Annotated in this window: 22 protein-coding genes; 9 read left to right on the top strand and 13 right to left on the bottom strand. The window is 60.1% G+C overall.

Annotated elements, in window-relative coordinates:
* Nucleotides 1-42 precede the first annotated feature (42 nt).
* From QTL94_RS24745 to QTL94_RS24730, 4 genes are all read right to left on the bottom strand, one after another.
* The gene (locus QTL94_RS24745; RefSeq protein ID WP_289803361.1) at nt 43-2289 is read right to left on the bottom strand and encodes a putative bifunctional diguanylate cyclase/phosphodiesterase; all 2247 of its coding nucleotides are present in this window, start codon (nt 2287-2289) and stop codon (nt 43-45) included.
* A gap of 298 nt (nt 2290-2587) precedes the next feature.
* Nucleotides 2588-2941 (bottom strand): hypothetical protein, encoded by a 354-nt coding sequence (locus tag QTL94_RS24740; protein WP_289803346.1) that lies wholly within the window; start codon nt 2939-2941, stop codon nt 2588-2590.
* 120 nt (nt 2942-3061) lie between these two features.
* Complete coding sequence (locus tag QTL94_RS24735) at nt 3062-4237, bottom strand: glycosyltransferase (protein WP_289803345.1); 1176 nt, start codon at nt 4235-4237, stop codon at nt 3062-3064.
* Nucleotides 4238-4468: 231 nt separating this feature from the next.
* Nucleotides 4469-5023: an RBBP9/YdeN family alpha/beta hydrolase gene (locus tag QTL94_RS24730; protein ID WP_289803344.1), complete on the bottom strand. Its 555-nt coding sequence runs from the start codon at nt 5021-5023 to the stop codon at nt 4469-4471.
* Nucleotides 5024-5181: 158 nt separating this feature from the next.
* Between QTL94_RS24730 and QTL94_RS24725 the strand changes: the two genes are divergently transcribed.
* Complete coding sequence (locus tag QTL94_RS24725) at nt 5182-5985, top strand: DUF2189 domain-containing protein (protein ID WP_289803343.1); 804 nt, start codon at nt 5182-5184, stop codon at nt 5983-5985.
* A gap of 71 nt (nt 5986-6056) precedes the next feature.
* Nucleotides 6057-6560, top strand: coding sequence for a low affinity iron permease family protein (locus tag QTL94_RS24720; protein ID WP_289803342.1), 504 nt, complete (start codon nt 6057-6059; stop codon nt 6558-6560).
* 6 nt (nt 6561-6566) lie between these two features.
* On the opposite strand, the gene purB is transcribed toward QTL94_RS24720, so the two are convergent.
* The 4 genes from purB to QTL94_RS24700 form a co-directional block, all read right to left on the bottom strand.
* Nucleotides 6567-7874, bottom strand: coding sequence for an adenylosuccinate lyase (gene purB / locus QTL94_RS24715; protein WP_065693866.1), 1308 nt, complete (start codon nt 7872-7874; stop codon nt 6567-6569).
* A 61-nt stretch (nt 7875-7935) separates the two neighbouring features.
* Nucleotides 7936-8427, bottom strand: a complete 492-nt coding sequence (locus QTL94_RS24710) for a hypothetical protein (protein ID WP_289803341.1) — start codon at nt 8425-8427, stop codon at nt 7936-7938.
* A gap of 13 nt (nt 8428-8440) precedes the next feature.
* Nucleotides 8441-9118, bottom strand: a complete 678-nt coding sequence (gene rpe / locus QTL94_RS24705) for a ribulose-phosphate 3-epimerase (RefSeq protein ID WP_065693864.1) — start codon at nt 9116-9118, stop codon at nt 8441-8443.
* A gap of 38 nt (nt 9119-9156) precedes the next feature.
* On the bottom strand, nt 9157-10239 hold the full coding sequence (locus QTL94_RS24700) for a branched-chain amino acid ABC transporter substrate-binding protein (RefSeq protein WP_289803340.1): 1083 nt from the start codon (nt 10237-10239) through the stop codon (nt 9157-9159).
* Between the two features lie 170 nt (nt 10240-10409).
* On the opposite strand from QTL94_RS24700, the gene QTL94_RS24695 reads away from it, so the two are divergent.
* Genes QTL94_RS24695 through QTL94_RS24665 form a run of 7 tightly spaced genes read left to right on the top strand, consistent with a single transcriptional unit; the run spans nt 10410 to nt 16105 of the window.
* A complete protein-coding gene (locus QTL94_RS24695; protein WP_289803339.1) occupies nt 10410-10904 on the top strand; it encodes a flavin reductase in 495 nt (164 codons plus the stop codon).
* Between the two features lie 22 nt (nt 10905-10926).
* Nucleotides 10927-11853 (top strand): AAA family ATPase, encoded by a 927-nt coding sequence (locus tag QTL94_RS24690; protein WP_289803338.1) that lies wholly within the window; start codon nt 10927-10929, stop codon nt 11851-11853.
* Between the two features lie 4 nt (nt 11854-11857).
* Nucleotides 11858-13120, top strand: coding sequence for a vWA domain-containing protein (locus tag QTL94_RS24685; RefSeq protein ID WP_065693860.1), 1263 nt, complete (start codon nt 11858-11860; stop codon nt 13118-13120).
* The gene (locus tag QTL94_RS24680; RefSeq protein ID WP_083199670.1) at nt 13117-13446 is read left to right on the top strand and encodes an XdhC family protein; all 330 of its coding nucleotides are present in this window, start codon (nt 13117-13119) and stop codon (nt 13444-13446) included. The genes QTL94_RS24685 and QTL94_RS24680 overlap by 4 nt, the downstream gene beginning before the upstream one ends.
* Nucleotides 13446-14153, top strand: a complete 708-nt coding sequence (locus tag QTL94_RS24675; RefSeq protein ID WP_065693859.1) for an XdhC family protein — start codon at nt 13446-13448, stop codon at nt 14151-14153. Before QTL94_RS24680 ends, QTL94_RS24675 begins: the two co-directional genes overlap by 1 nt.
* A complete protein-coding gene (locus QTL94_RS24670) occupies nt 14150-15784 on the top strand; it encodes an NTP transferase domain-containing protein (RefSeq protein WP_289803337.1) in 1635 nt (544 codons plus the stop codon). Before QTL94_RS24675 ends, QTL94_RS24670 begins: the two co-directional genes overlap by 4 nt.
* A 3-nt stretch (nt 15785-15787) precedes the next feature.
* Nucleotides 15788-16105 (top strand): TfoX/Sxy family protein, encoded by a 318-nt coding sequence (locus QTL94_RS24665; protein ID WP_065693857.1) that lies wholly within the window; start codon nt 15788-15790, stop codon nt 16103-16105.
* Nucleotides 16106-16128: 23 nt separating this feature from the next.
* Here QTL94_RS24665 and QTL94_RS24660 read toward each other — a convergent pair whose 3' ends face one another.
* From QTL94_RS24660 to QTL94_RS24640, 5 genes are all read right to left on the bottom strand, one after another.
* A complete protein-coding gene (locus QTL94_RS24660) occupies nt 16129-16551 on the bottom strand; it encodes an NUDIX domain-containing protein (RefSeq protein WP_065693856.1) in 423 nt (140 codons plus the stop codon).
* Nucleotides 16552-16557: 6 nt separating this feature from the next.
* Nucleotides 16558-18051, bottom strand: coding sequence for a DEAD/DEAH box helicase (locus QTL94_RS24655; RefSeq protein WP_065693855.1), 1494 nt, complete (start codon nt 18049-18051; stop codon nt 16558-16560).
* A gap of 157 nt (nt 18052-18208) precedes the next feature.
* Complete coding sequence (locus QTL94_RS24650; protein WP_289803336.1) at nt 18209-19516, bottom strand: M23 family metallopeptidase; 1308 nt, start codon at nt 19514-19516, stop codon at nt 18209-18211.
* 85 nt (nt 19517-19601) lie between these two features.
* A complete protein-coding gene (locus QTL94_RS24645) occupies nt 19602-20423 on the bottom strand; it encodes a ferritin-like domain-containing protein (protein WP_289803335.1) in 822 nt (273 codons plus the stop codon).
* On the bottom strand, nt 20420-20893 hold the full coding sequence (locus QTL94_RS24640) for a peroxiredoxin (RefSeq protein WP_289803334.1): 474 nt from the start codon (nt 20891-20893) through the stop codon (nt 20420-20422). The genes QTL94_RS24645 and QTL94_RS24640 overlap by 4 nt, the downstream gene beginning before the upstream one ends.
* Nucleotides 20894-20943: the final 50 nt, after the last annotated feature.

Below are 20943 nucleotides of genomic sequence, written 5' to 3'. Positions count from 1 at the left end.
TTTTCGAAGATTGCGCGACGAAAGGTACTTAGAGAGATCTATTCACAGGCTTTTGTTGGAAAGCTGTGGATCGATCGGCGCTCGTCGCTTGCGGTGAACTCTTTGCGTGCCGTCGTCGGCATGGCGCCATGAAGCCGCACGGATGAAGGAGGGGATCTGTTCGCCTGGCATCGGACGAGCCAGCGCGTACCCCTGCAGCATGTCGCAGCCGAGATCGCCGAGGATGCGCACGTGATCCATCGTCTCGACGCCCTCGGCGGTCACAAGGATGTTCAGCGATCGGCCGATCTCGATGATCGACCGCACCAGTTTGCGCTGGTCGGACGATTGCGGCAGCATCCGGATCAGCTCGCGATCGATCTTGAGCGTCTTGGGGCTCAGCTTTAGGAGACTGACGATCGATGCGTGGCCCGTTCCGAAATCATCGATTTCGATATCGATGCCCAGCCGGCGCAATTGCCGGAGGTTTGCGATGACGGCATCGTCGCAATCGTCGAGGGAGATCGACTCCAGCAGTTCGAAGGAGACGGTGCCCGGCTGAATTTTCAATGCACGCAGCTTCTTGCCGAGATTGGGATCGTCCAGCCGGCGCGAGGAAACGTTGACGGCGATTTTCGGGATGGTGATGCCATCCTTTTCCCACTGCTTCCGATCAGCGAGCGCCTGCTCGAGAATGAGGGCATCGATCGCCGCGACGACATTGATGTCTTCGGCGGTCGAAAGGAAGCGGTCTGGCGTCAGCAACCCATGTTCGCGGTGCTGCCAGCGTGCAAGCGTTTCGACACCGGCGATGTCGAGTGTTCGTGCATGAAACTGAGGCTGATAAACAGGCACGAACTCGCCGCGCTCCAGTCCGATCAGGATGTCGTCGGCAAGGCGCTTGCTGGCGATGATGCGGCGGCGGGCATCGGTCGAGAAAAACTCATGCCGGTTTCTGCCGGCGCTCTTTGCCCGGTAAAGAGCAATATCGGCATTCAGGAGCAGCTGCTTGGCATCCAGCGACGGACCGCTGCCCGTTGCTATGCCTATGCTGGCGCCGAAGCGGCAGTCATGGTTCTCGTAGCGGATGGGCCGGCAGAGTTCGGCAATGATGCGCTCGGCAAGGTTGGAGATCTTCTTGGGCGTGACGTTGATCGTGCAGAGGACGACGAACTCATCGCCGCCGATGCGCGCCACGAAATCGGAGGCACGAACGCTCTGGCGGAGAACGGTCGCGGCGTGTTTCAACATGGCGTCGCCGGCGCGGTGACCAAGCGTATCGTTGATCTGCTTGAAGCGGTCGAGATCGATGTGGAGGACGGCAAGCGTCAGTTCGCCGGTACGGCAAACCTGCGCGCGCTCTTCGAGCATGCGATCGAGGTAACGGCGGTTCGGCAGGCCGGTCAGATAGTCATGCAAAGCGAGATGTTCGATGCTCTCCTTGGCGGCTTCCAGTTCCTGGTTGCGCGCTTCCGCGAGGTCTTTTGCCCTCTGCAGTTCCGCGTTCAGGCGAACCTCTTCGGTAACGTCCCAGTTGGCGCCGATCAGCCGCTGGCAGCCATCGCCATCGGTGAAGAACGCGCCTTTTGCGCGGATGACCCGCTCCGCGCCGTCGTGCCGGACAATGCGAAACTCGTGGTGGAAGTCGGAGCTGGTTTCGACAGCCGCCGCAATCGTGTCGCTGACACGCTGGCTGTCATCGGGGTGGATCAGGCTCATCCATGTTTCATTCACCGTGGTGCGTTCAGTGATGCTGATGCCGTAGATCGCCAGCAGGCGATCATCCCACTCGACAGTGCCTCCGGCGATATCGGCTTCGAACACGCCAATGTCGGAAATATCCAGAGCCAGGTCGAGACGGCGCGACATATGGGCGAGGCGTTCTTCCGCCTCCTTGCGCGCCGTAATGTCGGTATCGGTGCCAACCACGCGGGTAGGGGTTCCGTCAGCGTCCCATTCGACGACGGCGCCGCGGCACTCGATCCATATCCAGCGCCCGTCCCGATGCCGTTCCCTGTATTCGAAAATCTGATAGGCGGGATCGCCCGCGTTCTGTCCATCAACGGCCTTGATGACGAAGGCGCGATCGTCCGGGTGGATCAACGAGATCCATGCCTCGTAGTCGCCATCGGCATCCTCTTCAGGTGCCATGCCGCGCATGGTTTTCCATGTATCGGAATAGAAGCGCGTTCCGAGACGGTGGTTGTGGTCCCATACCCCAAGGGCAGAGCCGACAAGCGCATAGTTCCAGCGGCTTTCGCGCTCGGACAGATCGACAGCGCCCTGACGCAGAGCCTCAGGCAGTAGGATATCTTCGACTTCGTCCCGTGGCCGGAGGCGTTGTACCGGATTTGTCTGCTTCAATTTTTGCACCCGCTCCCTCGCGTGTGCCTAGTCTGCTTCTGTTGGATTAAATTGCTCTTAATAACGAGAATCCCAATATGATAAACTTATCAACCTGTTGGGGTGTCGACGTTGCTGCACGGTATCTAGTCGTGTTACCGCTTTGTTTCCGTTCATTCTTTGCGATTTCTTGCTTTGCGATTTCTTGGCGAGTGACGGGCGGCCTTCGCCAGCTGCGCGATCATGCGCTCATTGCTCGCCAATTCTATTTCGGCTGACAGTTCGCAGCGATCTGCTGATCGAGAATGATCGCCGTCATCGTGTCTGTGTACCTCTCCCGGAGGGACCCGAGATAGCGTGTCCTCTCGGACGGGGCATCTCCGCGATCGCGGACGAGGTTCTCAAGTATCGTACGCTGATCCGTGCATTTGCCGAAAGCACCTGGGACCAATTCGGAAACGTCCCTACAGAGCTTTTGGCCGTAGTATGTCGCGCTCTTCGTAAGACAGGACTGATAGTCAAGCCTGGCGTCGTCGATCCGCTTTGTCATTGCCGCAAAGTCTTCGCCAAGGGCGATGCTTGGAGCAAGGAAGATTGCGACGGCGATCGATTTTTTCATGGCTCCCCTCCGATAAGAGATGCTCAAAACAAGGCATTGAGAAAGGCCCATTTTACTCGTTGCTACCGATCGACTGGCCGCGCGCGTGTGGACACTCCATGGTGCTCGCCGCAAACCCAGTTAGTGCTGCGTGAGGTTAGCCAAATGCTCCATTCGCATGCGGAACTGCGTGTCGAAATCCCAGGTCCTTGCAAAACTCAGTGCGTTTTCAGCAAGGGTCGAAATTGACATCCGGTCGGTGTTGATCGCCGTCAGCTTGTCTGCCATCGCAGTCGCATTACCGAGAGGAACGCTCCATCCGGCGTTCGATTCTGTCAGCAGCGGCGACCACATCCTGTTATCGTATCCCATGATCGGCACGCCGCAGCCGAGCGTCTCGAGATACGTGCAGGACGGATCGGATTGTCGGTGGCAACTGAGAAATACGTCGGCGGTTGTGCGGGTGAGCGGCACAAGCTCGGTTTCGAAGTCGATCGGGCTGTTCAGGAACACGTGTCGTTCGAGACCGTATGCTTTGATATCGGCGGCGATGTCGCCGTACAGACTTCCGGTGCCATAGATCGTAAGGGTGAAGTCGATGCCGCGTTCGGCGAGCAACTTTGCGATCGGAATGAGGTCTTGGGCGCCCTTCAAGGGCTCGAGGCGACCTGAGTGGATAAGGCGTAGCGTGCGGCCGCTCAGCAGATGCTCGCGCCGTGCATCCATTTCGCCTGGCGTGGCAAACATGGACGGTCTCATCCGATTGTCGAGATAAAGCATCCTGCTCGACCCCACCTTGCTATACGCCGCGTAGGCCGGATAACCATTCGCCTGCAGACCACGGGCGGCACTGAAGGCACGGCGTCGCTTGAGTTCTTGCGCCGTCGTCCAGGCCATCGCATAGATTTTTTTGGCAAGACTTCGCGTTTTGTCCAGCGAGATAATCTGCAATCTCGTCTCGTAGATATATTCTATACTATAGGCGACCGTGCTTTTGGCTTCGCGAATGACCTGAGGGGACATAAGGTCGAGGTAGGAGTCGCCCGACAGCAAGGCTAGATCGTAGTCCGCAAAATGCTCTGCCGATGCCCGCTCTTGGGTATCGAGTATCTTGATCTGAAAATCCAACTTGCTACGGTCGAACTTGTCACCGAATGGAATCTCGGTCGCCCCGCGGCGGATGAAGCAGGTGATCGGTCCTTCCCAGTGCTGCACATGCAAAGCCATGCCGCTAACGAATTTTTTGTCCAGGATAAGGCCGTCGTTTTCGGTTTCGATCACCGGTGCAGATACGAAAAGGGCAAGCTTTTTGGGCATGTAAATGTTCTCTTTCGTAATCGAAATTTCGGCCATTACTTTGCAAAGTCGGTGAAATGCCGCAGAGTGAAAAATATCACAGCAGTACAGAGGGCCACAACAGCGCCAATCCTGGGCGCTATTGGCAAAACTGATTAGCTATTCGGTCATTTCTAAGTCGAGCGAAGTATGCCCGCCGCCTTGCTTGCGGCGGTGAAAGAATATGGTTTTGTGGATCCGCGTACAGGCGGATTACGGCTTCAGCCGGCTTATGAACTGAGCGAAAACCATCGTGCCTTCGGGCCAGGGGCCATGGCCCGATTCAGTGTTGATGTGGCCGGATTCGCCCGCATCGATCAGCAGTGATCCCCAGCTGGCGGCAATGTCGTCGGCGTGTTCATAGGTGCCGAATGGATCGTTCCGGCTTGCGACGGTCAACGCAGGAAACGGAAGCGGATCGCGTGGGTAAGGACCGAAGGTCATCAGGTGTTTCGGGCGAATGCCGGGGTTGGCGACGTCCGGCGGCGCAACAAAAAATGCGCCCGCGATCTTCTTCTGAAATTGCGGGATTGCATGGATGACGGAGGGCACGCCGAGAGAATGGGCGACCAGCACCACGGGGCGCGTCGAGGCGTTTACTTCCTCTGCGATGCGGGCAGCCCAATCGTCGCGGACCGGCTTTGACCATTCCGCCTGCTCGACACGGCGGGCGGTGCTGAGCTTTGCCTCCCAGCGACTTTGCCAGTGGTCGGGACCGGAATTCGTGTAGCCCGGTATGATGAGGATATCGGCTTCGGAAGTTTTCATAGTGCCGCCGATGTGAGAAAGCTTGACCGCATTGTCAAGGGAAAGCGGGACAAGGGCGGCGAATTTTGTTATGTTGCCGGTGTTGCCGGTCGCGTCCTGATGTCGGCTTCCGCCGATGCCCTTCGCCGCCGGCCAGCTTGGCTGAGGAGGAGAAAGCCATGACGGCATTTCATGTCATGTCCGGCGCGAGCGATGTGTATGCGCGCCCGGTCGTCAACAAGATCACTGTTGCAGATGTCTTTGACGCGTTTCGGCGCGGGTTAGATGATTTTCGGGAAAAGCCGTCGCATTATGTCTTTCTGTGTCTCATGTATCCCATCGCTGGCATATTCCTGGCCTTGGCGACATCGAGCGCCAATCTGCTGCCGATGATCTTCCCCCTCGTATCGGGCTTCGCGCTGATCGGTCCGCTTGCGGCGATCGGCCTCTACGAAATCAGTCGCCGCCGGGAGACGGGCATGGATACGTCGTGGACGCATGCGTTGGAGGTTACCAAGTCTCCCGCGTTTCCGTCGATCGTGACCGGCGGCCTGATGCTCTTTGCTTTCTTCGTGGTCTGGCTGGTGGCCGCGCAGACGCTCTATGCGAACGTCTTCGGGGATGTGTTTCCGCGGTCAGTCTCGGCCTTCACATCGCAGGTGCTCGGCACGCCGCAGGGCGTGCAGCTGATCATCTGGGGTAACCTCATCGGTCTGGGCTTTGCGATCATCGTCCTGTCGACCACGGTTGTGACGTTCCCCATCCTGCTCGATCGAGACATCGGTCTCGTGGCCGCGATGGAAACTTCGCTGCGCGCGACGGTCGCCAATCCTATCCCAGTCTTCTGCTGGGGTCTTATTGTCGCCGTATCGCTGCTGATCGGCACAATCCCGGTCTTCGTCGGGCTGGCACTGGTCATTCCGATCCTTGGCCATGCAACGTGGCATCTCTACCGGAAGCTGGTCGCACCGCCTGTCGTCTGACCAGACACGCTGAGCCCGGAACATAGCGCCTCCCTTCGAGTTTCTCATGCAGAGCTTTGAGGGAGGCATTCATGGCTGCCACGCAGCATATCTTTGCGCGATTTGCGACTAAAACGTCCGCGTGGGCGGGCAATCCGGTCACGTTCGTTCTCGCTGTCGTTCTGGTGCTCGTGTGGGCCGGCACCGGCCCATTCTTCGATTATTCCGAGACCTGGCAGCTGGTGATCAACACCGGCACCACGATCATCACGTTTCTGATGGTCTTTGTCCTGCAGAATGCGCAGACGCGCGATACGCGCGCCATCCAGGCCAAGCTGGATGAGCTTATCCTGACCAGCCATGCAGAAAATCGCTTCATCGGGATCGAGAACCTGGACGAGGAGGACCTGAAACACCTCGACCGGATCGTGGCGAAGGCAGCTGAAAGCCAGCGTCAAGAAATGCAGAACAGGGCGCCGAGCCCGGCAAAGACAACGAGGGCAGCCGCGACGGCCCGCAAGGCAATTGCTGATGCAAAAGAACGAAAGCAGAAACGGAAAGCGGCGCCACGAAGGGCGCCGCCTCAAAGCCGATGAAGATGATCAGGCGTTGCCGAACACGCGCTTGAAGATCGTATCGACGTGCTTGGTGTGATAGCCGAGATCGAACTTCTCGCGAATTTCCTCTTCGGAGAGGGCTGCGCGCACTTCCGCGTCACCGAGTAGCTCTTCCAGGAAGTCCTTGCCCTGTTCCCACACCTTCATGGCGTTGCGCTGCACCAGCCGGTAGGCGTCCTCGCGCGAGGTGCCGGCCTGGGTGAGGGCCAGAAGCACGCGTTGGCTCATCACGAGGCCGCGGAACTTGTTCATGTTGGCAAGCATGTTCTCGGGATAGATCACCAGCTTTTCGATGACGCCCGCGAGGCGGTTCAGCGCGAAGTCGAGGGTAATCGTCGTGTCGGGGCCGATGGCGCGCTCGACACTGGAGTGGCTGATATCGCGCTCATGCCACAGAGCGACGTTCTCGAGCGCCGGCGTGACCGACATGCGAACGAGACGGGCGAGGCCGGTCAGGTTCTCGGTCAAGACAGGGTTGCGCTTGTGCGGCATGGCCGAGGAGCCCTTCTGGCCCGGAGAGAAGAACTCTTCGGCTTCCAGAACCTCGGTGCGCTGCATGTGGCGGATCTCGATCGCGACATTTTCGATCGACGAGGCGATGACGCCGAGGGTCGCGAAGAACATCGCGTGCCGGTCGCGCGGGATGACCTGCGTCGACACGGGTTCCGGAACGAGGCCGAGCTGGGCGCAGACATGCTCCTCGACCGACGGGTCGATATTGGCGAAGGTCCCGACCGCACCCGAAATGGCGCCGGTGGCGACTTCCGCGCGAGCGTTGACGAGACGGGCGCGGTTGCGCTCCATCTCGGCGTAGAAACGGGCGAAGGTCAGGCCCATGGTCGTCGGCTCGGCATGGATGCCGTGGCTGCGACCGATGCGGACCGTGTCCTTGTGTTCGAATGCGCGCTTCTTCAGCGCGGCGAGAACGCGATCCATATCGGCAAGCAGGAGGTCGGCTGCACGCACCAACTGAATGTTGAGCGTTGTGTCGAGCACGTCCGAGGAGGTCATGCCCTGGTGGATGAAGCGGCTGTCGGCGCCGACGAACTCTGCCAGGTGCGTCAGGAAGGCGATGACGTCGTGCTTGGTGACGGCTTCGATTTCGTCGATGCGGTTGACGTCGAAGTTTGCCTGGCCGCCTTTTTCCCAGATCGTCTTGGCGGCGGATTTGGGTATGACGCCGATTTCGGCAAGCGCATCGCAGGCGTGTGCTTCAATCTCGAACCAGATACGAAACTTGGTTTCGGGCGACCAGATGGCGACCATTTCTGGCCGGGAGTAGCGCGGGATCATGGCTTCCTGCTTTCGTTCTAAAGGAATGCTGGCGCCCCTGTAGCAAAGACGGGCGGCAATCTCAACGCATGCGTTTCGCAAGCGCGAAACTAGTGACAAGCAGGCATAGGAGTCCGAGCGGCAGGAATAGCCGCAAGCCGAGGACCGCGAACTGATAGACCGCCGCCGCACCTGTGAAAACAAACTGAAACGCCCATGTGACCGTGCCTGCCGGCGCATGCCAGCGCGAATAGAACATCCGGTAGTCCATGGCGAACAGAAATGCCGTCATCAGGATCGTGCCGGTAGCAAGCACGACGAAGAATGCAGCGAAGCGCGTCTCGAGCGGTCGCCGATGAGCAAAGAAACGACCCAAAGGGATCACGAATGGCCAGGCCAGCAAGCCCCCGAGGAAATACATGACGGCGAGGTCGCTTGCGTGACTGGTTGTCAGTCCGTTGCGCAGGTAAAGAGCTACCAAGGTCGAGACAAGCATCTGGCCAGCCCATAGAACTGCGCCTGCGAACAGGTCAGGGTAGGGCGGCCGTGCTGCCTTGAGCCGCTCTGCGATCAACGGCGTGCCATTGTCACTTGGAATGACCTTCCGCGGCAGCGCGCAGTGCGCTAATCGCGGACTTGTAGGCATCGACAGAGCCACCCTTGAAGATCGCCGATCCGGCGACGAGCACATTGGCGCCGGCCTTGCCGATCACAGGCGCCGTTTCGACGGTTACGCCGCCATCGACTTCAAGATCGATCGGCCTGTCGCCGATCAGTGACTTTGCCGCCGCAATCTTGTCGGCCATCGCAGGAATGAACTTCTGGCCGCCAAAGCCCGGATTGACGGACATGATCAGGATCAGGTCGATGTCGTCGAGTACATTTTCGATAGCCGAGAGCGGCGTTGCCGGATTGATGGTAACCCCAACCTTCTTGCCGAGGCTGCGAACGGTCTGCAGCGAGCGGTGCAGATGCGGGCCGGCTTCCGCGTGAACGGTGATCCGGTCGCAGCCCGCCTTGGCAAAGGCTTCGAGGTAGGGATCGACGGGAGCGATCATCAGGTGGCAATCGAAGACCGCGTCGGTATAGGAGCGCAGCGACTTGATGACATCAGGACCGAAGGAAATGTTCGGAACGAAGTGACCGTCCATGACATCGAGATGAATCCAGTCGGCACCGGCAGCCGTGACGTCGCGAACTTCCTGGCCAAGCTTGGCGAAGTCAGCCGCGAGGACGGATGGCGCTATGCGGATTGGCTGGGTCATTGTCTCTCTCCATCTGTAGTTTTGGCGCGGTCTCGCCGCTATTGCTTCTGCCCGTTTGGCTGCACGAATGCACCGGAACGCCATTGAAGCAATTGATAGGGATTGTCGGCCAGTTCATGTCCGGCATTGAAGGTGATCGGACCGATGACCGTGTCGAAAGAAACGCCGCCAAGGTGCTGGGCGACGGGCCGCTCATCGGCCGCAGCGTCCTGCACGGCCTTGGTCGCGATTTCGACCGCGGCATAGGCGGGAAGCACATAGCCCTCGGGTTCGACACCGTTGGTGCGCAAGGCAGCGACGGCGGCTTCGGCACCGGGCCGCGTCGCGTATTCAGGAAGCGCTACGGCAAAAACGCCGTCAGCAAGGGCAAGCGGTTGGTCCGCTGCCCGCATCGCGTCACCACCCAGCAGATCAAGCTGGATCTTCTCGGCTTTGGCGTCCCGCGCGATGATCGATACATCGCTCCGGTCTCCCCCGACGAAGACCTTCGTTGCGCCGGCCTTTTTCAGACGGCGAACAAGGGCGATCTGCTGGTCTTGGCCCGGGCGATAGGTATCCGTGAAAACCGGCTTGAGGCCTTTTTCCTCGAGCGCGTTGCGGACTGCCTCGGTCAATTCGCGGCCATGTATGGTGCCATCTTCGATCAAGGCAATCGGTGCGGATGACCAGTCTCTCAGGATTATCTCGATGATCTTGGCGGCTTCAGCACCGTCGGGCGGCGCCATGCGGAAGAGCGGCCAGCTATTCTTCAGCGCGTCTTCCATCAGGATGCGGGACCTGACGGACACTGCTATTGCCGGAATGTTGGCATCTTTCAGCTTGGGAAGTGCCCCTTCTAGGGTCTCGCTGCAGAGGAAGCCAATGGCTACCTGTACCTTTGCGGCTATGAGCGCATCGGCAACGGCAGCACCGCTGTTTTCTTCGCAGCTCTCACCGATCTTGACGATAGTATTGCCGTCCTGCTGCGCCTTTGCGCTGGCACCGGCGAAGATCTGTGCGCCCAGCAAAGCAAAATTGCCTTCCTGTGGCGCAACCACGCCAATGGTAACGCCCGTTGCATGGCATTCTCCAGCTGCAAGAAGCAGCACTGGAAGAATTCCTAAGCCACGCAAGATATTCATAAAAGACGCACGCCCCTGCCGTTTGTTCTGCTCTTTTATCCGTCCTCGACGGATCGTCAAAGAAAAACGCACAATTTGGCGCCTTTTCGCTTGGTGTTTGTAGAAAAGGTAACCGATCGCCCCCATAGTAGAGGGGAATACGTGCCGGTATCACCGGATGGAGAACGCTTTTGTTGAACAGGCAACCAATCGATCCACGCCTCTACAGGGATGCGATGAGCCGCTTTGGCGGTCATGTGCAGCTAGTGACGACCGCCGTTGGCGACATGCGCCGTGGCGTCACCATCACTGCGGCCTGTTCCGTGTCGGATAGCCCCGCGACCGTTCTGGTCTGCCTCAACAACAGCAATCCGAAGAACGAGATCTTCTTCCGCAGCGGTATTTTTGCGCTGAACACGCTGGGCGCGCATCACAAGGCTTTGGCCGATGCCTTTTCCGGCCGCACGCAACTCGACAACGACGAGCGTTTCGCCACGGGAATATTCGATACGCTGGTGACTGGCGCTCCGGTGCTGCAGGATGCGCTGGCGTCGTTCGATTGCCGGGTGACGGAAATCAAGGAAATGACCACGCATCATATCATCTTCGGCGAGGTCATGGCCGTTCGTTTCGATCATGCGAAACCGGCGCTTCTCTATATGAACCGCGACTATCACACGCTATAACTTCCTGAAAAAGGGAGGAGATATGTCGCAACCCCATCGGCCGCTGCCGTCATCGATCGACGAGACAATCTCGATGCTCGGCGATCACGACTATCTCGCGGGACGATCGCTCGCGACGGTCATTTTTCTTGCCCTGAAGATGAAGCGGCCGCTCTTTCTCGAAGGCGAGGCGGGCGTCGGCAAGACAGAGATAGCAAAGGTTCTCGCCAAGGCACTCGACCGGCCGCTGATCCGGTTGCAATGCTACGAAGGCCTCGACGTCTCCTCCGCGGTCTATGAATGGAACTACCCCGCACAGATGCTCGAGATCCGACTTGCTGAAGCGTCGGGGCTGACGGATCGGGACAGGATCGAATCCGACATCTTTTCCGAACGCTATCTGATCCGGCGCCCGGTGTTGCAGGCGCTTTCATCCGAGCCGGGAAAGGCGCCGGTCTTTCTGATCGACGAGCTGGACAGGACGGACGAGGCGTTCGAGGCGTTTCTGCTGGAGGTTCTCTCGGACTTCCAGGTGACGATCCCTGAGTTGGGGACGATCAAGGCCAGCGAGCCGCCGATCGTCATCATCACCACCAACAGGACGCGCGAGGTGCATGATGCGCTGAAGCGGCGCTGTCTTTACCACTGGGTCGACTATCCCGATGCGACGCAGGAACTGGAGATCATCAGCCGGAAGGTGCCTGATTGCAACGCGACGCTGTCTCGTCAGATCGTTGCCTATGTGCAGAAGCTTCGAACGCTCGACCTGTTCAAGAATCCCGGTGTTGCTGAAACCATTGACTGGGCGACGGCATTGACCGAGCTCGATCGGTTGGCGCTCGATCCGGAAACGATCTCCGACACGATCGGGACGCTGCTGAAATACCAGGACGATATATCGAGGATCCAGGGTGGCGAGGGCGCGAAAGTGCTCGAAGACATCAGGAACGAGCTGCACGTGGCGGGGTAGCGATATGCAGGCGGCAAACGGAACGGATGGCATTGTCGTCCCGCCGCAAGCCGCGGGTGATGGACGATTTGCCGACAACATCGTCTATTTCGGCCGGACGTTGCGAAAGGCGGGGCTGAAGGTCGGTCCGGGCGCGATTGCGGACGCCATCGAAGCCGTGGAGGTCATCGGAATGGGGTCACGCGAGGAGTTCCATGCCGCACTCTTTGCGGTCTTCGTGAAGCGGCATGAGGACAAGCCGGTCTTCGACGAGGCGTTTCGCCTGTTCTGGCGCTCGCGCAACCTCGTCGAAAAGATGATCGCGATGATGTCGCCCCGCGCGCCGGATACACGATCGAAGGACAAGGCGAAGCCGGGTGAGAGCCGTGCCACCGATGCGCTGCTCGGGGAGCGGGAAGACAAAAAACCTCCGCGCGAGGAGCCTGATATCGAGATCGATGCGCGGTTCACGATGTCCGGCAGCGAAGTCTTTCGACGCATGGATTTTGCCCAGATGTCGGCGTCCGAGATTGCCTTGGCGAAAAAGGCGCTCGCAGGACTTCAACTGCCTGTCGACAGAGTGAGAACGCGTCGCTTCAAGCCATCGCACATCCACGCTCACGTCGATCCCCGGGCCACGATGCGCGGCGCGCTTCGCAATGGTGGTGCGCTGATCCTGCCGCGCTACCGGCAGATCAAAGAGATCCAGCCTCCGCTCGTGGTGCTTGCGGATATTTCCGGCTCGATGAGCCAATATACGCGGATATTCCTGCACTTCCTTCATGTGCTCACGGAAAAGAGGCGGCGGGTTCATACATTCCTTTTCGGCACCCGGCTTACCAATGTCAGCCGCCAGATGCGCCACAAGGATCCCGACGAGGCGATGGATGAATGCGCCGCCGCCGTGAAGGACTGGTCCGGCGGGACACGCATCGGGGAGACGCTGAAGGAGTTCAATCGGCTCTGGGCGCGGCGCGTTTTAGGGCAGGGAGCCGTCGTGCTGCTGATCACGGACGGTCTGGAGCGCGAGGGAACCGAACTGCTTGGGACGGAGATGGACCGGCTGCACCGATCCTGCCGGCGGCTGATCTGGCTCAACCCGCTGCTGCGCTTCGATGGCTTCGAGCCACGTGCGCGCGGCGTGCGTGCGATGCTGCCTCATGTTGACGAGTTTCGGCCGGTCCATAATCTCTCATCGCTGTCCGACCTTGCCGCTGCACTGGGACGGGCGAGACCAGGCATGTATGATCCGCGACGATATCTCGAGAGACTGAAAGGCGGTGCATGATGGAAGCTTCACTGGGGCTCGACCCGCTGGCGACGGCGCAGGCATGGAAGGCCGACGGGCGAGACGTTGCAATCGCGACTGTCATCGAAACCTGGGGCTCGGCACCCCGGCCGGTCGGCAGCCATCTGGTCATCGACCGAGACGGAAATTTCGAGGGATCCGTGTCCGGAGGCTGCGTCGAAGGCGCGGTCATTGCCGACGCGCTTGACGTGATTGCGGACGGTCGGGCGAAGATACTCGATTTTGGTGTCGCCGATGAAACCGCGTGGCGCGTCGGTCTTTCCTGCGGGGGCCGGATCCGGGTTTACGTTGAAAGGCTGGATTGATGGACGCTGGCAACCTCGCGCGGCTGAATGACGCTCGCCACGCGCGACGGGCGGTTGCGCTGATTACCGATCTGGCCACCGGCGGCGATACGATTGCGCTCGAAGGAGACGACGTTGCGGCAGCGCTGCGCCCTGCGGTCGAGGCTGCCTTTCGCTCCGGAAAGTCGGGTCTGGTCGAGCTCGAGGGGCGAAGTTACTTCGTCAACGTTCACTTGCCGCCTGCCCACATCGTCATCATTGGTGCGGTTCATATCAGCCAGGTCCTGGCGCAGATGGCGAGCCTTGTGGGCTTCGACGTGAGGATCATCGATCCGAGGACGGCATTTGCGACGCCCGAGCGCTTTGCCGGTGTCGACCTGACCGCCGACTGGCCTGTCGATGTGCTGCAGCAACGGCCGCTCGACGCGTATACGGCACTCGTTGCAGTCACGCATGATCCGAAGATTGATGACCTGCCGATTGTCGAGGCGCTGCGCGCCGGCTGCTTCTACGTCGGCGCGCTCGGTAGCCGCAAGACCCACGCCGCGCGCCTGGAACGGCTGCGCAATGGCGGAATGGGCGACGCCGATCTCGCACGGATCCACGCCCCGATCGGGCTTGCCATCGGTGCTGCGAGCCCGGCAGAAATCGCGGTCGCCATTCTTGCCGAGATTGTTCAGTCGCTGCGGTCGCGGGACGTGACGTCACCGAAGGGTGACGTGCCATGAAGTTCGGCGAATTCCCTGTCAAAGAGGCTGAAGATGTGGTGCTTGCGCATGCGGTCAAGCTTGCGGACGGCAGTCTTCCCAAGGGACACCGGCTCCAGCGCGCCGATGTCGAGAGGCTTCGCGCGGCCAACGTCGCTTCGGTGATCGCTGCCCGGCTCGATGTCGGCGATATTGGCGAGGACGAGGCCGCGCGCCGGCTTGGTGGCGCCATTTCACCTGATCATCTGCGTTTCTCCGAGGCGGCGACCGGTCGCGTCAACGCCTATGCGACCGTAGACGGCCTATTCGTCGCCGACAAATCCGCCATCGACCGTGTGAACAGGGTCGATCCGGGCATTACCCTTGCTTGTCTCGCCGATCATGTACCTGTGCGAAAAGGCGACATGGTTGCGACATTCAAGATCATTCCGCTGGCCGTGCCCGGCGAAAAGGTCGAGACCGCATGTGCGTTTCTGCGAGCGGCCACCGTGTTCGAGGTCAAACCGTATGCGGCTCATTCGGTGTGGCTGGTGGCGACCGAGTTGCCGTCCCTGAAACCGTCGGTGATGGACAAGACTGCCCGCATCCTGTCCCGACGGCTGCTGCCTTCCGGTAGCAGCATCGTGCGGGAGGAGCGCGTCGCGCATGGTGTGACGGCCGTTGCCTCGGCTGTCCGCAAGGCTGCCGAGGCACCGACGAGCGGGCCGCGGATGATTGTCGTCTTCGGTGCTTCCGCCGTCATCGACGGGGATGATGTGATCCCGGAGGCCATTCGACGTGCGGGCGGAGAGGTTATTCAAGTTGGTATGCCGGTCGATCCTGGCAACCTGCTTGTCCTCGGTCGGCTTGGGGATATTCCGGTCATCGGCGCACCCGGTTGCGCGCGCAGCCCAAGGGAAAATGGCTTTGACTGGGTGCTGGACCGCATTCTCGCCGGGGAACAGCCGAGCGCCTTTGATATCAGCGGCATGGGCGTGGGAGGGCTTCTGATGGAGATAGAATCGCGTCCGCGCCTACGCGATACGGACGATCACCGGAGCGATGCCGTTCATGTCGCCGCCGTCATCCTCGCCGCGGGGCAGGCAAGCCGGATGGGAGCAGGCGGTCCGCACAAGCTGCTAGCGGAGTTCAACGGGATCCCGCTGGTGCGGCGCTGCGCGCTGGCCGCGATCGAGAGCGTCGCCTCATCAGTTAGCATGGTGACAGGATATCGCCATGCCGAGATAGAGGCGGCTCTCTCTGGACTGGATCTGACATTCGTTCACAATCCTGATTTCGCCGCCGGCATGGCGTCGTCGCTGATCGCGGGCGTCATTTCCGAAGCAGCGCAAAGTGCCGATGGCATCCTCGTGATGTTGGCCGATATGCCCGACGTGTCGACCGCGGACCTCGATGCGCTGATTGGCGCCTTCCGGCAGGCCAAGGGGCAGGCCGTGGTGCGTGCGGTCTCGGGCGGCAAGCGCGGAAATCCGGTCATTCTGCCACGGCAGCTTTATGACGCCGTCCTGAGGCTCGAGGGTGACGTCGGCGCCCGGCATATTATCGAAACGGCAGGCATTCAGGTGATCGACGTCGAGATCGGCAACAATGCGCATCTGGACGTCGATACGCCGGAAGCAGTCGTCGCGGCTGGTGGTGTTTTGAAGGAGTAGGCAATGGACGCAGCGGCAATCGAAGAGATGTTTCAGGGGCTGGGGCCTGTGACGATCAAGCGGATGTTTGGCGGCAAGGGGATCTATCATCTCGGCCGCATCGTCGCGGTGGAAGTTCGGGACGAAATGCTGCTGAAGGCCGACGAAAAGAGCGCGCCGGAGTTTGCTGCTGCCGGTGCGACGCAATGGGCCTATGAGGGAAAGAAGGGAAATCCCGTGAAGATGCCTTACTGGTCCATCCCCGAGGACGCCTACGATGATCCTGATCTTATGGCGAAATGGGTGCGTCTTGCCTACGAGGCGGCGCTGCGCGCTGAGTAGCGCGTCGGGGGCGGAGACCGCGCTTAAAGAAACTGGTCGGTGCTGAGATGTGAAATCGCAGCCTGGGCGAAAGCCGAGAGCGGCTGGGGCAGGTCGTCCCGGGTGAACCAGCCGAATGCGGACAGCTTGTCCGGTTCAGTCAGCTGTGGCTCGCCGTCCACCTCCGCTGCAATGTAGAGCAGCGATATCCAGTGCTGTCCTTCGGCTTCGATGATCAGTTCGGTGGGGCCGAGCAGATCGACGCGGCCGATGCCGAGGCCGGTCTCTTCCTCTGCCTCGCGTCGGGCAGCCAGCTCGGCGGGCTCCATATGGTCGACCTTGCCGCCGACGATGCTCCAATGGCCGGCTTCCGGTGCGCGCATTCGCTTGTAGAGCAGGATCTTGCGGTCACGCAAAATCACCAGGCCTACGCCGAGGCCTGGGAAATCTAGACCAGGATGAGCCATGGCAGATCAGATCTTGGCGTTAGCCGTGATCAGCATGAAGGCAGGGATTTCATCGCCGAAACCAACCGGCGTCGGGCCGTCATCGTGGTCGCGGTAGCGACGACGCTCGCGGTTGTCGTCATTTGCCGGGTAGGGGCGATTGTTGCGCGCGTTGTTGTGCGGCTTGTTGTTTTCTGCTTTGCGCTCTTGCTTCACGCTTTCGACCCTTGCTGGTGCTGCTGCTTCGATCGTCTCGACGTCATTATCCTCGACGGCGATATCAGATTTATGACCCGAACGGCTCTTGCCGCGGCCACGGTCCTTATCCCGCTCACGACCCTTGCGGCGGGAGCGATCGTCATCGCGGCTGGGCTCAGCCGGCGGCAACGCGGAAAGATCGCCATTGTGCCACTCGACCTTTTCGCCGATCAGCTTTTCGATCGCGTCGGTGTGCTTCTGCTCACGGCTGGTGACGATGGTGAAAGCAGCGCCTGCACGGCCTGCGCGGCCTGTACGGCCGATACGATGCACGTAGTCCTCTGAGTGGATCGGTACATCGAAATTGAAGACATGGCTGACATCGGGGATGTCGAGACCACGAGCGGCGACGTCGGAAGCGACGAGAAGCTGAAGCTGACCGTCCCGGAAATTCTGCAGCATCGTCGTGCGCGAACGCTGGTCCATATCGCCGTGCAACGCACCGACGGAGAAGCCGTGACGCTCCAGCGAACGGAACAGGTCGGCAACGTCCTTCTTGCGGTTGCAGAAGATAATCGCGTTCTTGAGTTCTTCCTGCGAGCGGACGAGGTCGCGCAGAGTCGCCCGCTTTTCGTAATCCTTGCTGTGAGATGCAACGAAACGCTGGGTGATCGTTTTGGATGCGGAAGCGGGCTTGGCTACTTCGACGCGTTCCGGATTCTGCAGGAAGCGATCGGCCAGCTTCTGAATTTCCGGCGGCATCGTGGCCGAGAAGAACAGCGTCTGGCGCGTGAACGGGATCATCTTGGCGATGCGCTCGATATCGGGAATGAAGCCCATGTCGAGCATGCGGTCCGCTTCGTCGATGACGAAAATTTCGACGCCGCTCATCAGCAGCTTGCCGCGCTCGAAATGGTCGAGCAGACGGCCGGGAGTGCAGATCAGAACGTCCGCGCCGCGTTCCAGCTTGCGGTCCTGTTCTTCGAAGGATACGCCGCCGATCAGCAACGCAACGTTTAAGCGATGGTTCTTGCCGTATTTCTCGAAGTTTTCCGCGACCTGGGCTGCAAGCTCGCGGGTCGGTTCGAGGATCAGCGTACGCGGCATGCGAGCGCGGGCGCGGCCTTTTTCCAGGAGCGACAGCATCGGCAGAACGAAGGATGCAGTCTTGCCGGTGCCCGTCTGAGCGATGCCGCAGATATCGCGGCGCTGGAGCGCAAACGGAATTGCGCCAGCCTGGATCGGGGTTGGCGTCGTGTAGCCCGCGTCGGTGACAGCGGAAAGCACTTTTTGGCTCAAGCCAAGATCAGCAAATGTCGTCAAAGGGAAAACTGTTTCCGTTCCGGTTCGGCCACACTCAGGTTGAGTCGGCGTGATTGCATGCCGCAATGCAGCGCCACATAGGCTGAAACTGTAAGGAAGTCAAGGAATAGGGGCGTTGCGCCAGACGCAGGGGTAAATGTGTGGTTAGTACAATTGGTTATTTTATGTAGCTGGCAAGTTTCATGCCGGCGTTCATAAAGTATATGGGGTCGACGGCACGTCCGTCCTGGCGAACTTCGTAGTGCAGATGGGTGCCGGTCGAACGGCCGGTACTGCCGGCAAGGCCGATGACATCCGAGCGGTCCACGGTATCGCCGATCTTGACCAGAATTTCCGACATATGACCGTATCGGGTGGAGATGCCGTTGCCGTGGTCGACCTCGACCATGTTCCCGTAGCCCCCAGTCCAACCTGCGGCGATCACCTTGCCTGGAGCACTCGGACGAACCTTTTCACCCGGCGCAAACCGAAAATCGATGCCGGAGTGCAAGGCGAGGCGACCGATGAAGGGATCACGCCTGTTGCCGAAAGGGCTGGTGATCTCCTTGCCGATTGCCGGATTGCTGAACGGCAGCGACGCGGCTGTGCTGCGCATGGTTTCGAGGCGGGTCAGGGCACCGTCGAGCTGTGCCAGCGAGTTGTCGAAATCGTCGTCGCTCTCCGGAGCAACATAGGGGCCGCCGACCGCCGAGTCATCTTGCTTGGCGAGGCTGGCGGTTTCAGCTGGAACCGCAATACCGAAGCGGGTCAGGACACGAGAGATCGCATTGGCCGCGTCGCCCGCATCAGTGGTCAACTGCTCCACCCGATCGCGCTGCTTTTGTTCGATCCCCTTCAACGATAGCGTCATCTTGGAGAAGACACGGTCGGCGCGATCGCCCATGGTTTCGCGCGCGGGGACATAGGCAAGCGTGGTGTTGTCGGGCACGACATCCGCAGGTTCGCTATTGCCAGCCAGCTGACTTTCGATCGCCTGCGCGGCACCCGAAAGCGCTGCCCGCTTGTCCTTTGCGTCAGGCGCATAGGATTGCGCCGGGATCGCGGTTCTCTCGCTCAAACCCGAGTTCTGCGCCCGGTCGAACAGCGAACCCAGCTTGCCGTGGCGAGACGTCAGGGCCATCTGCTGCTCCAGCAGTTTGTCGACCTTGTCTTCAACGACCTGCTGGTCGAGCAGTTGCCGCGAGGTAACGCGGTCGACCTGGGCCCGCAGGGAGGCGATCCTGTCTTCATAGTCATGCTGCATGCGCGCCTGGCGCGCCATCGTCGCCCCGATAAGGTCGTCGCGTAGTACTAGGTAGGACGTCGCAAGCAGGTAGCCGATCGCGAATACGCCGATGAAGCAGAAGGCAAGTCCTGCCATCCAGGGCTTGACGGTGAGGTGCCGGACTCGGTCGCCGCTTGCGAGGATCAGGATATGCTCCTGTTTTCGCTTGCCGAATACGCGACTTTGCTGTGCGTGCGTCACGGAGAATCTCCCAGTTGACGGTCCGTGCCTCAATTGGTTCGATTACACACTGTTAAGGTTAATAAATGCCTTATTTGACCGGCAATCATGCATGGCTGGTCGAGGTGAGAGATCGATAAAATGAAGGCGTCAGCCCCGCTTCTGCCCGGGCGATGTCATTGAACGGGGGCTTCAGCGGACCGCGGAAATTAGCGCGGACGAGATCGTGGAAGGTCTTCGACGGATCGCGCTTTTCTCGCGCGCACAGGAAGCGAAACCATTTGGCGCCGATCGCGACGTGGCCTTTTTCGTCGTTGTAGATCACATCCAGAACGGCGGCGCTTTCTAGGTCTCCCGTCTCGCGCATCTTGGCCTGCAGGGAGGGCGTTACGTCCAACCCGCGTGCTTCCAGGATGAGCGGTACGACGGCCAAGCGCGCCGTCAAGTCGTTGCGGGTCGCGTGCGCGGCCTGCCATAAGCCATCATGGGCCGGCACGTCACCATAGTCCGCAGCAAGGTCGTTCAGCCGCGCACGCACCATTCTGAAATGCTTGGCCTCTTCGTAGGCGACCTGCATCCACCCGTCGAAGAATGAGTGCGGCACCGGCTCGGTGGCAAATCTGGCAACGATATCAAGCGCGAGATCGACAGCGTTGAGCTCGATATGCGCGATGGCGTGGAGGAGCGCAATGCGGCCCTTGAGTGTGTGGAGGGATCGCTTCTTGACCTGCGTGGGCGGGGTGAGTTCCGGCTTGTCCGGCCGTCCCGGTCTGTCGGGCAGGGCGGCATCGAGCGGCGAACGCAGGGAGAGCCTGCGGGCGAACCAGCGCGTTGCGGTTTCCTGTGCCAGCTGTGTCTTGTGATCGAGATCGGGAGAGCGGATGGCGAGGATCGCGCCGCCACGAAGCGAAGGAATTGCGGTGTTCATCCGGCAAGGCTCTGAACCGCCGCCAGAACGGCTTCTGCGTGTCCCGGCACCTTCACCTTCTGCCAGATGGTGGCGATCGTTCCGTCTGGGCGGATCAGGAAGGTGGTGCGCTCCACGCCCATGAAATTGCGGCCGTACATGCTCTTCTTTTTCCAGACGCCGTAGGCTTCGAGGGTCGTCTTCTCTTCGTCGGCAGCGAGAATGACGGACAGGTTGTGCTTTTTGATGAAGCGATCGTGGCATTGGGCGGAATCGGGCGACATTCCGACAATTGTGGCGCCGGCTTTTGCAAACTGCTCGGCGAGTGCCGTGAAGGCAATCGATTCGGCGGTGCAACCCGACGTGTCATCTTTCGGATAAAAGAAAAGAACCAGCGGTTTTCCTTTGAAATCGGAGAGCTTTATGCGTCCGCCGCCGTCACGAGGGAGATCGAATTCAGGCGCGCTGGAACCGATACCGAGATCCGCCATGGGGAAACCTTTCTTTTGCCGGGTTTATGGATGACAGGTGATTTGCCAGA

Origin of the sequence: Rhizobium sp. S96, from assembly GCF_030382195.1 — a bacterium.
In the GTDB taxonomy this organism is placed as follows: Bacteria; Pseudomonadota; Alphaproteobacteria; order Rhizobiales; family Rhizobiaceae; genus Rhizobium.
This window is presented reverse-complemented; position numbering and strand designations above follow the sequence as displayed.